The organism is Citrobacter sp. Cpo030, from assembly GCF_030333005.1.
In the GTDB taxonomy this organism is placed as follows: Bacteria; Pseudomonadota; Gammaproteobacteria; order Enterobacterales; family Enterobacteriaceae; genus Citrobacter; species Citrobacter portucalensis.
The window spans coordinates 236,885-251,333 of sequence record NZ_JAOWGT010000043.1 but is presented as its reverse complement, the minus strand read 5'-3'; the positions used below and the strand labels follow the sequence as shown (position 1 = coordinate 251,333).

Here is a 14,449-nt window from a genome sequence, read left to right as displayed (position 1 = left end):
AGCACGATCTCAAAAGCATTATCGAACCGATCCACTATCATTGAAAGGATATATTCTATCAACGTAGAACACTAATCGTAGAAAGCTAATAAGGAAATCATTATGCGCTACTCGAAACTCTCTCTGCTGGTTCCCTGTGCACTTCTTCTCAGCGCCTGTACTACCGTGACGCCGGTCTATAAAGATAACGGCACACGTAGTGGTTCATGCATAGAAGGTGGGCCAGACAGCGTGGCTCAACAATTCTATGATTACCGTATTCAGCATCGAAACAATGACATTACCGCCCTTCGTCCGTACCTGAGCGACAATCTGGCTAAACTGCTGACCGACGCCAGCCGCGATAATGCACACCGCGACCTGTTTAACAGCGATCCGTTCTCCAGTCGCGCTACGTTACCAGACAGCGCCAGTGTCGCTAGCGCATCGACTATTCCGAATAGTGATGCACGCAACATTCCACTGCGCGTAGAGCTGAAACAGGGTGAGCAAAGCTGGCGTGATGAAGTGCTGATGATCCGTGAAGGTCAGTGCTGGGTCGTTGATGATGTACGCTATCTGGGCGGCAGCGTACACGCGCCAGCCGGGACGTTGCGCCAGTCTGTCGAAAACCGCTAACCGCCCCATTCACCCGCTTAAATCATAACCCCCATAAATTGTCTGGCATTCTGCATAGAATGCCGACAATTATTCTTACCCACTGGTGACCTCGCTATTTTGTGCTATGTTTAGAGAAGAATGCGGTTTGCATTTAACTTTTAACGCATAAATATTGCATAACTATTCTGTCAAAGGTAGTATCTGCGGCTTCAATAGCTATCAGACTGCCAGTATCGAGTGTCAATGAGTATTCAATTAAACGGCATTAACTGCTTCTACGGCGCACATCAGGCGCTGTTCGATATCACGCTGGATTGCCCTCAGGGTGAAACACTGGTGTTACTTGGCCCAAGTGGAGCCGGGAAAAGCTCGCTGCTGCGCGTACTCAACCTGCTTGAGATGCCGCGCTCGGGCACGCTCTCTATTGCGGGCAACCGTTTCGACTTCACGAAGACCCCGTCGGATAAAGCCATTCGGGATCTGCGTCAGAACGTGGGCATGGTCTTTCAGCAATATAATCTCTGGCCGCATCTCACGGTGGTGCATAACCTGATTGAAGCGCCCTGCCGCGTACTGGGTCTGACAAAAGAGCAAGCGATGGCGCGCGCCGAGAAACTGCTGGAACGTCTGCGCCTCAAGCCTTACAGCGATCGTTACCCATTACATCTTTCCGGTGGCCAGCAACAGCGTGTAGCCATTGCCCGCGCGTTGATGATGGAGCCGCAGGTGCTGCTGTTTGATGAACCGACCGCCGCGCTTGACCCGGAAATTACCGCCCAAATCGTCAGCATCATTCGCGAACTGGCGGAAACCAATATTACTCAGGTGATCGTCACCCACGAAGTGGAAGTTGCACGTAAAACGGCCAGTCGTGTGGTGTATATGGAAAACGGTCACATCGTCGAGTTTGGGGATGCGAGCTGCTTTGCCAACCCGCAAACCGAAGCGTTTAAAAACTATCTTTCTCACTAAGATTCGGGACAATACAATGAAAAAAGTTCTGATTGCCGCGCTAATCGCAGGTTTTAGTCTTTCCGCTACCGCAGCCCAAACCATTCGTTTCGCCACCGAAGCGTCTTATCCTCCGTTTGAATCTATCGATGCGAATAACAAGATCGTAGGTTTTGACGTTGATCTGGCAAACGCGCTGTGTAAAGAGATTGACGCTACTTGTACCTTCACCAATCAGGCCTTCGACAGCCTGATTCCGAGCCTGAAATTCCGTCGTTTTGACGCGGTGATGGCCGGTATGGACATCACGCCTGAGCGTGAAAAACAGGTGCTGTTCACCACCCCTTACTACGACAACTCTGCGCTGTTTGTGGGCCAGCAGGGTAAATACACCAGCATCGACCAGCTGAAAGGTAAAAAAGTCGGCGTTCAAAACGGTACCACGCACCAGAAATTCATCATGGATAAACATCCGGAAGTGACCACTGTGCCGTATGACAGCTACCAGAATGCCAAACTCGATCTGCAAAACGGTCGTATTGACGGCGTCTTTGGTGATACCGCAGTAGTAACCGAGTGGCTGAAAGACAATCCTAAGCTTGCCGCGGTTGGTGACAAAGTCACGGATAAAGATTACTTCGGTACAGGTCTGGGCATCGCGGTACGCCAGGGCAATACCGAGCTGCAGCAGAAATTTAACGCTGCGCTGGAAAAAGTGAAGAAAGATGGGACTTACGAGACCATCTACAACAAATGGTTCCAGAAGTAATATTTGATGAATGAATTTTTTCCTTTAGCAAGCGCCGCCGGGATGACCGTCGGCCTTGCCGTTTGTGCGCTGATCATTGGCCTTGCACTCGCCATGTTTTTTGCCGTCTGGGAGTCAGTAAAATGGCGCCCGGTGGCATGGGCGGGCTCGGCCCTGGTCACCATCCTGCGTGGTCTGCCAGAAATCCTGGTGGTTCTGTTTATCTATTTCGGTTCCTCACAATTGCTGCTGACGCTGGCCGATGGCTTTACGATCAATCTCGGGTTTGTACAAATCCCGGTTCAGATGCAGATCGAAAACTTCGACGTCAGCCCGTTCCTGTGCGGTGTCATTGCACTGTCATTATTGTACGCCGCTTACGCGTCGCAAACGCTGCGTGGCGCGCTGAAGGCCGTGCCACTCGGACAATGGGAATCAGGTCAGGCGTTGGGTTTGTCTAAAGCCGCGATCTTCTTTCGTCTGGTGATGCCGCAGATGTGGCGTCATGCCTTACCGGGACTGGGTAACCAGTGGCTGGTATTGCTGAAAGATACCGCGCTGGTCAGCCTTATCAGCGTGAACGATCTGATGTTGCAAACCAAGAGTATTGCCACCCGCACCCAGGAGCCGTTTACCTGGTACATTGTGGCGGCCGCTATTTACCTGGTGATTACGCTGGTGAGTCAGTACATTCTCAAACGCATTGACCTGCGCGCGACACGTTTTGAGCGGAGACCAGGCTGATGCTTGAGTATTTACCTGAATTGTTGAAAGGGCTGCATACCAGCCTGACGCTGACGGTCGCCTCCATCGTGGTTGCTCTGGTGCTGGCGCTAATCTTCACCGTCATCCTGACGCTGAAAACGCCGGTGCTGGTGTGGCTGGTACGCGCGTATATCACGCTGTTTACCGGTACACCGCTGCTGGTGCAAATCTTCCTGATCTACTACGGACCAGGGCAGTTTCCGGCATTGCAAGAATATCCGGTACTGTGGCATCTGCTCTCTGAACCCTGGTTATGCGCCTTAATTGCGCTGTCGTTAAACAGTGCGGCCTACACTACGCAACTGTTCTACGGCGCTATTCGTGCAATCCCGGAAGGTCAGTGGCAGTCCTGCGGAGCGTTAGGGATGAGCAAAAAGGATACGCTGGCGATTCTGTTGCCGTATGCCTTTAAACGCGCCCTCTCCTCGTATTCCAACGAAGTGGTGCTGGTATTTAAAAGTACCTCACTGGCTTACACCATCACGCTGATGGAAGTCATGGGTTATAGCCAACTGCTGTACGGTCGTACTTATGACGTTATGGTCTTCGGTGCCGCGGGTGTGATTTACCTGATCGTCAACGGCTTGCTGACGCTGATGATGCGCTTAATCGAACGTAAAGCGCTGGCGTTTGAACACCGGAATTAAGCATATGCCTGATGGCGCTACGCTTATCAGGCCTACGGTTCATGCACCTTTTGTAGGCCGGATAAGGTGCTAGCACCGCCATCCGGCAAATGTGCATAAGTAAAAAACATAAAGACGGACAACAACCTAAATTGTCCGTCTTTTTTCATACCAATAAAAATACTTAATCATTTTTATTGCATATAAATTCATTAAATGGCATTGTTACTCCACGCCGCAGACACGGTAATAATCATAAGATTGACAGACGGGAGTTCCACCATGAAAAAGTTAGTACTGGCCGCATTACTTGCTACTTTCGCCGCTGGCGCCTCAGCTGCTGATAAAATTAGTTTCGGTGTATCAGCCACATATCCGCCATTTGAATCACTGGACGCAAGCAATAAAATTGTCGGTTTTGACATCGACCTGGCAACGGCGCTGTGCAAACAAATGCAGGCAGAATGTACTTTCACCAATCACGCTTTCGACAGCCTGATCCCCGCGCTGAAATTCAAGAAATATGATGCGGTAATTTCCGGAATGGATATCACACCTGAGCGTAGCAAGCAGGTTGCATTTACTCAGCCTTACTATGCCAACTCCGCGCTGGTGATTGCGAAAAAAGACACCTATAAAACCTTTGCCGACCTGAAAGGTAAGCGCATCGGTATGGAAAACGGCACCACCCATCAGAAATACCTGCAGGATAAACATCCTGAGGTGAAAACTGTGGCCTATGATAGCTATCAGAATGCGATTATCGACCTGAAAAATGGCCGTATTGATGGCGTATTTGGCGATACTGCTGTGGTTAACGAATGGCTGAAAACCAACCCGCAGTTAGGCGTCGCCACTGACAAAGTAACCGATCCGCAATATTTCGGTACTGGCCTTGGCATCGCGGTTCGCCCGGATAACAAAGCCCTGCTGGAAAAACTGAACAGCGCGTTGGCGGCAATCAAAGCTGACGGCACGTACCAGAAAATCAGCGATCAGTGGTTCCCGCAGTAACGTCTGCCCAATCTGAAAAGCCGCGCTCTGCGGCTTTTTTTATCTCTTCGCCTGCGCTTTCAGTCAGTTCTTACGCCATAAATGCTTTCCTGGCATACACTTGTTAAAACGAAAAAAAGTGAGGCAAACGGATGATAGCGTTCCCTGCCAGTTTACTGATCCTCAATGGAAAAAGTGCTGATAATCTCCCCCTGCGTGATGCCATTGCGAAGCTTCGCGATGAAGGCGTGGAAATCCATGTTCGCGTGACCTGGGAAAAAGGCGATGCCCAACGCTACGTTGATGAAGCTCGTCAGCTAGGCGTTGCCACGGTGATAGCCGGCGGCGGTGACGGCACCATCAACGAAGTCTCGACGGCGCTGATTCAGTCGCAGGGCGGCAATATTCCGGCGCTGGGTATTTTACCGTTGGGAACGGCGAATGACTTTGCCACCAGCGTTGGTATACCCGATGACCTTGATAAGGCGTTAAAGCTGGCTATCGCTGCAAATGCGACTGCAATCGATATGGTACAGGTCAACGATAAAACCTGTTTTATCAACATGGCGACCGGCGGGTTTGGCACTCGCATCACCACCGAAACGCCGGAAAAACTCAAGGCCGCATTGGGCGGTGTATCGTATTTTATTCACGGATTAATGCGCATGGATACGCTCAAGCCCGACATCTGTGACATTCGTGGAGAAGATTTTCACTGGCAGGGTAAGGCGCTGGTGATTGGTATCGGTAATGGTCGCCAGGCCGGTGGTGGGCAACAGCTTTGCCCGACGGCGCTGATCAACGACGGCCTGCTGCAACTGCGCATTTTTACCGGCGAGGAACTACTGCCAGGACTGCTTTCGGCGTTAACGCAATCCGAAGATAACCCTAACATTATTGACGGCGCATCGTCATGGTTTGATATCCGCGCCCCACACGAAATTACCTTTAATCTCGATGGCGAACCGCTCAGCGGACAAGAGTTTCATATTGAAATCCTGCCCGCTGCGCTACGTTGCAGACTGCCGCCGGGTTGTCCGCTGTTGCGCTAACCCAACGACAATCCGAGGGATCAGGCAATAGTGACTTTGCTGTCCAGATAAACGTCCTGTACGGCGTTAATCAACTTAACGCCGTCGGCCATGGTTTTCTTGAACGCTTTACGTCCCAGAATCAGCCCCATACCGCCCGCACGTTTGTTAATCACCGCTGTACGCACTGCATCGCTCAGGTCGGTGTCGCCGCCGGCCGCCCCGCCAGAGTTAATTAATCCGGCGCGCCCCATATAACAGTTCGCCAGTTGATAACGCACCAGGTCAATTGGATTCTCACTGGTCAACTTGGTGTAAACGCGATCGTCGGTGTAGCCAAAATTAACCGCTTTATACCCGCCGTTATTTTCCGCCATTTTCTGCTTAACGATATCCGCTCCGATAGTGGCAGCCAGATGGTTAGCCTGCCCGGTAAGATCGGCGGAAACATGGTAATCCACGCCATCTTTTTTAAACGCGGAGTTACGCAGATACGCCCACAGCACGGTAACCATACCCAACTCATGGGCGCGCTCAAACGCTGCTGAAATCTCTTCAATCTGGCGGCGAGATTCCTCAGAACCGAAATATATGGTTGCCCCTACCGCAACCGCACCCATATTGAACGCCTGCTCTACGCTGGCATACAGCGTCTGGTCAAAGGTATTCGGATAGCTGAGCGTTTCATTGTGGTTAATTTTAACGAGGAACGGGATACGGTGTGCGTAGCGGCGGGAGACAGAAGCCAGCACACCGTAAGTCGATGCCACGCAGTTGCACCCTGCTTCGATAGCCAACTCCACAATATTCTTCGGATCAAAGTACAGCGGGTTAGCGGCAAACGAAGCCCCAGCAGAATGCTCTACCCCCTGATCCACCGGTAGGATCGACAGATACCCTGTCCCGGCAAGTCGCCCCGTGTTATACAGCGTCTGCATATTACGCAGCACGGCAGGCGGCCGATTGTTATCCACCATTACGCGATCGACGTAATCATGTCCAGGCAGGTAAAGTTGGTCAGAAGGAATGGTCATACAACGATGCTGTAAAAGGCTGTCGGCATCTTTGCCAAGCAACTGCGCAATATCAGTCATAGCTATGCTCCCGTAAGTTCCGGTTTAAAACCGGAATATGGATTGTCCTGACCCGCCTTTTTGCGGGCAGCATTAAGCCTGGTACCGACTGCGCTTTTTTTCCATCTTTAGCGCACTTTTCAGCAACTTCTGCTGGCTCGATTCAGGAAAAAATAATGTTAAGACGGTCAAAGTTTAATCTCAAAGGTATTTTAAAGGTATTATTGAATGGTACTATCAGCGCGTACCTTACCTGTCATGAAGGATTTAAAGATGAAAACTACAGTTAAGCTGTCGTTCATGATGTTTGTAGAGTGGTTTATCTGGGGCGCCTGGTTTGTACCACTGTGGCTGTGGCTGAGTAAAAGTGGCTTTAGTGCCGGAGAGATAGGCTGGTCCTACGCCTGCACCGCCATTGCGGCGATCCTGTCGCCCATTCTGGTCGGTTCAATCACTGATCGTTTTTTCTCCGCGCAAAAAGTACTGGCGGTGTTGATGTTCGTCGGCGCTATTCTGATGTACTTCGCCGCCCAGCAAACCACCTTTAGCGGATTCTTCCCGCTGTTACTGGCCTATTCGTTGACCTATATGCCGACGATTGCGCTGACCAATAGTATTGCTTTTGCCAACGTACCGGATGTTGAACGTGATTTCCCGCGCATCCGCGTGATGGGCACCATTGGCTGGATTGCCTCCGGTTTGGCCTGCGGTTTCTTACCGCAAATGCTTGGCTATAACGACATCTCACCCACCAATATTCCCCTGCTTATCACTGCCGGAAGCTCCGCATTGTTAGGTGTTTTTGCCTTCTTTTTACCGGATACGCCGCCAAAAAGTACCGGCAAAATGGATTTCAAAGTTATGCTGGGTCTGGATGCGCTGATCCTGCTGCGCGATAAGAACTTCCTCGTCTTCTTCTTTTGCTCTTTCCTGTTTGCGATGCCACTGGCGTTCTATTACATCTTCGCCAACGGCTATCTGACAGAAGTCGGAATGAAAAACGCCACCGGCTGGATGACGCTGGGCCAGTTCTCTGAAATCTTCTTCATGCTGGCGCTACCGTTTTTCACCAAACGCTTTGGTATTAAAAAGGTGTTGTTGCTTGGTCTTATTACTGCGGCGATCCGCTACGGATTTTTCGTTTACGGCGGTGCGGAAGAATATTTCACTTACGCCCTGCTGTTTCTCGGCATTCTGCTGCACGGCGTCAGTTACGACTTCTATTACGTCACGGCTTACATCTATGTCGATAAAAAAGCGCCGGTCCACATGCGCACCGCAGCGCAAGGGCTTATCACCCTCTGCTGTCAGGGATTCGGCAGCCTGCTCGGGTACCGTCTGGGCGGCGTGATGATGGAAAAAATGTTTGCTTATCAGGAACCGGTTAATGGTCTCACCTTTAACTGGGCTGGCATGTGGGGATTTGGCGCGGTCATGATTGCCATCATTGCCGTGTTGTTCATGATTTTCTTTCGCGAATCAGACAAAGAAATCACCGCCATTAAGGTGGACGATCGCGATATAGCGTTGAAACAAGGGGAAGTAAAATGAAAGCAGAACGTATTCTCGGTGCTCTTTATGGGCAGGCGTTAGGGGATGCGATGGGCATGCCGTCGGAACTGTGGCCAAGAACCCGGGTAAAAGCACACTTCGGTTGGATCGACCGTTTTTTGCCCGGCCCTGCGGAAAATAATGCCGCCTGCTATTTTAACCAGGCGGAGTTCACTGATGACACGTCCATGGCACTGTGTCTGGCAGATGCCCTGCTTGAGTGCGACGGCGAAATTGTGCCTGACGTTATTGGTCGCAATATTCTGGCCTGGGCCGAGCAGTTTGATGCTTTTAATAAAAACGTGCTCGGCCCGACCTCGAAAATTGCGTTGAAAGCTATTCGTGACGGTAAACCGGTCGCCGAACTGGAAAACAACGGCGTGACCAATGGCGCGGCAATGCGCGTTTCCCCGCTGGGATGCCTGCTGCCCGCTCGCAATCTTGATGCCTTTATCGATGATGTGGCATTGGCCTCCAGCCCGACGCATAAATCGGATCTGGCTATCGCGGGAGCCGTTGTCGTCGCGTGGGCGGTATCGCGCGCCATCGACGGAGGAAAATGGTCAGAGATTGTCGACGCGCTACCTGCCATTGCCCTGCATGCGCAGCAAAAACGAATCACCACTTTTAGCGCATCGCTTTGTGCACGCCTTGAACTGGCGCTAAAAATCGTCCGTAACGCCGATGGCGTCGAGTCCGCCAGCGAGCAGCTGTATCAGGTTGTAGGTGCCGGAACCAGCACCATTGAGTCCGTGCCTTGCGCCATCGCCATGGTTGAACTGGCGCAGACCGATCCTAACCGCTGCGCCATTCTGTGCGCGAACCTCGGCGGCGATACCGACACCATCGGGGCGATGGCAACCGCCATTTGTGGTGCATTACACGGCGTGAGCGCGATCAACCCGGCATTGAAGCAGGAGTTAGATGCGGTAAACCAGCTGGACTTTACCCGCTACGCCAGTGGGTTAATGCGACTGCGTGAGCAGCGGGAGGCGCTATGAGCAACACGCATCTGCAACAACTTCTCTCGCAGTTACGTACACAGCGGCCAGTAACGGTGGTGGGTGCGGCGGTGATTGATGTCATTGCCGATGCGTATGCCCTCCCCTGGCGCGGCTGTGACATCGAGCTCAAGCAGCAAGGTGTTAACGTTGGCGGCTGCGCGCTCAATATCGCCGTCACGCTTAAGCGTTTAGGTATCGATGCCTGCAATGCTCTACCGCTGGGTCAGGGAGTGTGGGCCGACATTATCCGCAGCCGGATGGCAAAAGAGGGACTGCACAGCCGGATCGACAATGCCGAAGGCGATAACGGCTGGTGTCTGGCGCTGGTGGAGCCGGATGGCGAGCGTACCTTTATGTCTTTTAGCGGCGTTGAGAATCAGTGGAATGCCGCCTGGCTGGCACAGCTGGATATCCCGCGTCATAGCCTGGTGTATCTTTCTGGTTATCAGCTGGCGTCCCCGTGCGGTGAATTGCTGGTGCAGTGGCTGGAAGGTCTGGAAGAGGTGACACCGTTTATCGATTTTGGCCCGCGCATCGGCGACATTCCTGAGCCTTTACTGGCACGAATTATGGCCTGCCGTCCGCTGGTGTCACTTAATCGTCAGGAGGCGGAAATTGCTGCCGAGCGGTTTGCATTGAGTCAGGATGTGGAAGGTTTTGGCGCAGAATGGGGGCAACGTTTCACCGCACCGGTGGTCGTGCGTCACGATAAAGACGGCGCATGGTATTTCAGCGCACAGACATCCGGCTACGTACCGGCATTTGCAACGGCGGTCGTTGATACCATTGGCGCAGGTGACAGCCACGCTGGCGGCATGCTGGCTGGGCTGGCGGCTGGCTGGACGCTGGCCGACTCAGTGCTGTTAGGTAACGCGGTGGCGTCCTGGGTAGTTGGGCATCGCGGCGGCGATTGCGCCCCGTCGCGCGAGGAACTACTCCTCGCACACAAAGACGTATAGATCGCTACGACAGTAACTGATGCTGTATTCAATAGGCCGTTGCTGCTGGTCAAGCGCTACCTGCTTGATCACCAGTACCGGCACTTTGCTATCCATTTGAATGTGCGCCTGGAACTCTGCGTCAGGCATTCTGGCGCTAACGCGTGAGCGCGTGCGCTGTGGGAAAATATGCTGGCTACGAAAATAGTCATACAGCGAAACACCGATGGCATCCACATCATGAATTAGGTGTGCGGGTACCCAGGACTCTTCAATAGAAACAGCGTCTTCGTCAACGTAACGAATGCGTTTGAGCAAGAAGACATCACTCCCCACGGCGACAGCCAACTGCTGGGCCACCTCTTCCGGGCAAGGCACAATGCGCTTGTTGACCCACAGCGTATCCGGTTTTTTACCGCGCAACACCACCTGCTGAGAAAAACCGCGCGCTTCTTTAAGCGAATACTCGAAAATATTATTAATTTGCGTTCCATAACCGCGGGCACGTGTTACTACACCTTCTTCTTCCAGGGCCCGCATCGCCTTGCGTACCGTAATCCGAGAAACGCCGGTCAACTGGCTGAGGTCGCGCTCGCCGGGCAGGATATTGCCGTGCTCCAGGATCCCACTGCGCACAGCATTCTTCACCGTCTGCGCAAATTTCATATATAGCGGCGTGTTATCCGCCGCTGAAATACGTTCATTCAGTTGTGCGATAAGCTGGGTATGCGCTTGTTCCATTTATCTTTTTCCTGGCCGCCGTTTCTGCAGCCAGTATACCCATTACCACCACGCGTGGAAATGATGGACCGGACCGATTCCTTCGCCAACTTCCAGCGTGTCGGCCTGTGCCAGCGCCGCTGAAAGCCACAGTTTGGCTTCCTGTACGGTATCGGCCCAGTTGTTATGGCGCGGACGCAGGGCTGCCAACGCCGCCGATAGCGTACAACCGGTGCCATGGGTATTTTTGGTCATCACCCTTGGTGCGGTAAAACGCTGCTCACCATCGCGAGTAAAGAGCCAGTCGGGGCTTTGTGCATCATCCAGATGACCGCCCTTCATCAACACCGCCTCGCAGCCCAACGCCCGTAGCGCCCTTCCCTGCTCTAACATCTCCTGCTCAGTCTGCGCATGCGATGCCCCGAGCAACGCCGCCGCTTCCGGTAAATTAGGGGTGATAATCGAAACCTGCGGCAGCAAACGGGTACGCAGCGTTTCTACCGCCGAGGGAGACAGCAACGGATCGCCGCTTTTCGCCAACATCACCGTGTCCAGCACCACATTTTGTACCCGATGGCGACGTAAACGTTCGGCGACAGCTTCGACAATGTCCGTCTCCGCCAACATACCGATTTTAGTCGTATCAATACGCACATCACTCAACACCGAATCCAGCTGCGCGGCGACAAAATCAGGTTCAATACGATACACCGACTGCACCCCGCGCGTATTTTGCGCCACCAACGCCGTGATAACCGAACAGCCGTAAGCACCCAGCGCCGAGAAGGTTTTTAAATCAGCCTGAATACCCGCGCCACCGCTTGGGTCGGTTCCGGCGATCGTTAATGCGTTAATCCGTTTCATGCTTGCTCCTGGGCGTTCAGGTTATAGAGGGCGTCGAGAAATGCCGGGACAAAGCTACCCGGTCCGTTTGATTGCTCGGTGGCTATTTGCCCGGCCTGTTTCATCCAACTACAGGCGGAGGCGACGTTATCAAGTCGGTCACCACGCAAGGCACAACTGGCCGCAACAACCGCTGAAAGAGCGCATCCAGTGCCCACCACGCGAGTCATCAACGGGTCACCGCCGTCAACGCGGACGGTACGCTGACCATCGGTGACGTAATCCACTTCGCCGGTAACCACGACAATAGTCCCAACCTGACGAGCCAGCGCCTGCGCTGCCGGAAGCGCAGCAACAGCCGTATCGGTTGTATCCACGCCACGTCCACCACCGTTCATGCCGGCCAGAGCAAGTATTTCCGAAGCGTTGCCACGAATAGCAGCAGGCTGTAGTGACAATAATTCCAGGCAGAAGTGACGGCGAAACTCAAGCGCACCTACGGCAACGGGATCGAGCGTCCACGGGGTTTTAGCATGATGAGCCTGCTTAACTGCGGCACGCATCGCCGCGGCCCGTTCCCGAGTTAAGGTGCCGACATTAACCAGCAATGCACTGGCAATAGCGGCGAATTGGCTGGCTTCCTCAGGCTCGATCACCATCGCAGGCGATGCGCCCAGCGCCAGTAATGTATTGGCAGTAAAGCTTTGCACGACCTCATTGGTCATACAGTGTGTGAGCGGGGATAAGGTTCTAAATTGGTGCAAAGTGTGAGCCGCGAGTGCGCGGCTGTGCAGGTCAGGCTGCATGGTTCAGCTCCTGCCCGCGCGAAGAAGGGACACGAGCAGTGTCAGACTTCCCTACGCTGGCATTATCCAGATCAGGTGGTACGGGTATTTCTCAGCCTTCACCAGAAGGGCACCCCGAGTCGTTGAAACACAAACGTAATATGCTGGTTTCAGTAACAGGATACTGCCTGTGCTTAACGATGTAAATTGGCGCACTCCCCACTCCCGCAGTGAAACTACTGGTCAAGGTTGCTGCAATTCTGTACTTTCATTTACACTTTTTACGAAATGACTGGAGTGATCACAAAATAGTGCTTGTCAGACATCCGGTATGCCAGGAATGATACATGACTGATTTTGATGACCCGAAGAGGTAGAGAGGATGGGTATGAAGAATAAAATGTTGCTGGGTGCACTTCTGCTTGCAAGCAGCGTCGTCTGGGCCGCACCAGCTGCAACAGCTGCCCCCACCGGTATCGATAAGTATGAACTGAGCAGCTTTATTGCTGACTTCACCCATTTCAAACCCGGTGACAAGGTTCCACCACTGTATCTCACCGAAGAATACACCATTAAACAGTGGAATCTGCGCAACCTGCCCGCGCCGACGGCAGGCACCCACTGGACCTACATGGGCGGCGCGTATGTGCTGGTCAATGATGCCGATGCAAAGATCATTAAAGCCTACGATGGCGAGATTTTTTATCATCGGTGAAAAAATACGCACTCGCTCTGATGAGGGAGTGCGTAAAATACCATAGCATGATCAATCATAATCGATAACAATTTTTACACGGCTTAGTACCTGCCCGGCTTTAAATATCTTATTTCCATAAGGAGTATATTTATATTTCAGCGGTATAATCGTATTTCTGGCCACGTTTTCTTTTAAATCTCCCCATGCTATCAGATCATAACGGTTATTGCTTAAATTCACTACAGAACCATCTTTTATTAACTCAAAGCCAATATTTCCCGCGCTATCACTATTCGTATATTCATTAGGCAAAACATTACCTACAGCATTATCAGAAACGAATCTGTAATGAACAGATCTTGTGGCATAGGCCACAGTTTGGTCACAATCAATTTTTACTTCGGCATCAGCATCATGCGCAAGCCCTTTACTTACATCTCCGTAACTTATGTTGCTAACTTTAACGGTAGTATCATTAAAAGAACATGTGGTTGGAGTGTAATTAAACTTAACTCTTATATTTTGTTTTAAATTATAAGAATTCGATCCAGGACTTTCATTAAAACGCACATGATCTTTAAGAGTCACTGTATCCCCTATGTTTTTTGTTTCAGATGAAACAGGTTTATTTTTCGTTAATCTGTATTTAATTGCATAGGTTACCTTAGAATTAAGATCATCTCTTGGGAAATTAAAATAATAACGAGCAAAACCATAAAGACTATTCTCAACGCTATAAGAACCGAGTAAACTATTAACAGACAGCTGAACTTCAACATATACACCATCATTATTTCCAGTTGTTAATATCTGATAGTATTCAGAGGTGCCAGATTCTTGACTTCTGGCTGTTAACTTATAAAGTGAGCCTGGGTTAGACATTCCAAAATCACAATGATAGGTACTATTTCCTCCCGTAAAATTAAGAGGAATGTCTTCTATTGATTGAAATGAATTAAGAGAGGCATCATTCAAATCCAACTCAATCACGTCACTTTCAGCTGTTGCACCAGTAGTACTTGGATTAAAATCCAAAAATTTAAATGAAACCGGAAAACAATTGCATAATACTGAACTTGACATCATAACCAAAATTAATCCCAGGATAAATCTCATATCTCCTC

General features: G+C 51.4%; 16 protein-coding genes and 1 riboswitch. Of the genes, 11 read left to right on the top strand and 5 right to left on the bottom strand.

Features of this window, described 5'->3' with window-relative positions; genetic code table 11:
• The first annotated feature begins 102 nt into the window (after positions 1 to 102).
• The 7 genes from OGY37_RS03620 (at position 103) to yegS (ending at position 5,735) form a co-directional block, all read left to right on the top strand.
• Complete coding sequence (locus tag OGY37_RS03620; protein WP_164562602.1) at positions 103 to 618, top strand: lipoprotein; 516 nt, start codon at positions 103 to 105, stop codon at positions 616 to 618.
• Between the two features lie 225 nt (positions 619 to 843).
• A complete protein-coding gene (artP, locus tag OGY37_RS03615; protein WP_286620090.1) occupies positions 844 to 1,572 on the top strand; it encodes an arginine ABC transporter ATP-binding protein ArtP in 729 nt (242 codons plus the stop codon).
• Between the two features lie 16 nt (positions 1,573 to 1,588).
• Positions 1,589 to 2,320 carry an arginine ABC transporter substrate-binding protein ArtI gene (gene artI / locus OGY37_RS03610; RefSeq protein WP_003027298.1) on the top strand — a complete coding sequence of 244 codons (732 nt, stop codon included), beginning with the start codon at positions 1,589 to 1,591 and terminating at the stop codon, positions 2,318 to 2,320.
• A 6-nt stretch (positions 2,321 to 2,326) separates the two neighbouring features.
• Positions 2,327 to 3,043, top strand: a complete 717-nt coding sequence (artQ, locus tag OGY37_RS03605; protein ID WP_003027301.1) for an arginine ABC transporter permease ArtQ — start codon at positions 2,327 to 2,329, stop codon at positions 3,041 to 3,043.
• Positions 3,043 to 3,711, top strand: a complete 669-nt coding sequence (gene artM / locus OGY37_RS03600; protein ID WP_003840185.1) for an arginine ABC transporter permease ArtM — start codon at positions 3,043 to 3,045, stop codon at positions 3,709 to 3,711. The genes artQ and artM overlap by 1 nt, the downstream gene beginning before the upstream one ends.
• Positions 3,712 to 3,972: 261 nt before the next feature.
• Positions 3,973 to 4,704 (top strand): arginine ABC transporter substrate-binding protein ArtJ, encoded by a 732-nt coding sequence (artJ, locus tag OGY37_RS03595; protein WP_003027308.1) that lies wholly within the window; start codon positions 3,973 to 3,975, stop codon positions 4,702 to 4,704.
• Positions 4,705 to 4,835: 131 nt separating this feature from the next.
• A complete protein-coding gene (gene yegS / locus OGY37_RS03590; protein WP_048215937.1) occupies positions 4,836 to 5,735 on the top strand; it encodes a lipid kinase YegS in 900 nt (299 codons plus the stop codon).
• Between the two features lie 20 nt (positions 5,736 to 5,755).
• Here yegS and fbaB read toward each other — a convergent pair whose 3' ends face one another.
• On the bottom strand, positions 5,756 to 6,808 hold the full coding sequence (fbaB, locus tag OGY37_RS03585) for a class I fructose-bisphosphate aldolase (protein WP_003834421.1): 1,053 nt from the start codon (positions 6,806 to 6,808) through the stop codon (positions 5,756 to 5,758).
• A gap of 252 nt (positions 6,809 to 7,060) precedes the next feature.
• On the opposite strand from fbaB, the gene OGY37_RS03580 reads away from it, so the two are divergent.
• The 3 genes from OGY37_RS03580 to OGY37_RS03570 are packed head-to-tail and all read left to right on the top strand — an operon-like array spanning position 7,061 to position 10,301.
• Complete coding sequence (locus OGY37_RS03580; RefSeq protein WP_003834424.1) at positions 7,061 to 8,338, top strand: nucleoside permease; 1,278 nt, start codon at positions 7,061 to 7,063, stop codon at positions 8,336 to 8,338.
• Positions 8,335 to 9,339, top strand: coding sequence for an ADP-ribosylglycohydrolase family protein (locus OGY37_RS03575; protein ID WP_125112574.1), 1,005 nt, complete (start codon positions 8,335 to 8,337; stop codon positions 9,337 to 9,339). The genes OGY37_RS03580 and OGY37_RS03575 overlap by 4 nt, the downstream gene beginning before the upstream one ends.
• Positions 9,336 to 10,301, top strand: a complete 966-nt coding sequence (locus OGY37_RS03570; protein ID WP_198579337.1) for a PfkB family carbohydrate kinase — start codon at positions 9,336 to 9,338, stop codon at positions 10,299 to 10,301. The genes OGY37_RS03575 and OGY37_RS03570 overlap by 4 nt, the downstream gene beginning before the upstream one ends.
• Here the strand turns inward: OGY37_RS03570 and OGY37_RS03565 are convergent.
• From OGY37_RS03565 to thiM, 3 genes are read right to left on the bottom strand one after another with little or no spacing between them, the layout of a single operon-like run.
• A complete protein-coding gene (locus OGY37_RS03565) occupies positions 10,275 to 11,021 on the bottom strand; it encodes a GntR family transcriptional regulator (protein WP_198579338.1) in 747 nt (248 codons plus the stop codon). The genes OGY37_RS03570 and OGY37_RS03565 overlap by 27 nt on opposite strands.
• Before the next feature lie 42 nt (positions 11,022 to 11,063).
• Complete coding sequence (thiD, locus tag OGY37_RS03560) at positions 11,064 to 11,864, bottom strand: bifunctional hydroxymethylpyrimidine kinase/phosphomethylpyrimidine kinase (protein ID WP_003844369.1); 801 nt, start codon at positions 11,862 to 11,864, stop codon at positions 11,064 to 11,066.
• Positions 11,861 to 12,649: a hydroxyethylthiazole kinase gene (gene thiM, locus OGY37_RS03555; protein ID WP_003834434.1), complete on the bottom strand. Its 789-nt coding sequence runs from the start codon at positions 12,647 to 12,649 to the stop codon at positions 11,861 to 11,863. Before thiM ends, thiD begins: the two co-directional genes overlap by 4 nt.
• A gap of 31 nt (positions 12,650 to 12,680) precedes the next feature.
• Positions 12,681 to 12,776: riboswitch (TPP riboswitch) on the bottom strand.
• A 234-nt stretch (positions 12,777 to 13,010) separates the two neighbouring features.
• Here thiM and OGY37_RS03550 point away from each other — a divergent pair.
• Positions 13,011 to 13,343: an RcnB family protein gene (locus OGY37_RS03550; protein WP_003834436.1), complete on the top strand. Its 333-nt coding sequence runs from the start codon at positions 13,011 to 13,013 to the stop codon at positions 13,341 to 13,343.
• Positions 13,344 to 13,394: 51 nt separating this feature from the next.
• Here OGY37_RS03550 and OGY37_RS03545 read toward each other — a convergent pair whose 3' ends face one another.
• Positions 13,395 to 14,441 (bottom strand): fimbrial protein, encoded by a 1,047-nt coding sequence (locus tag OGY37_RS03545; protein WP_126317700.1) that lies wholly within the window; start codon positions 14,439 to 14,441, stop codon positions 13,395 to 13,397.
• Positions 14,442 to 14,449 lie beyond the last annotated feature (8 nt).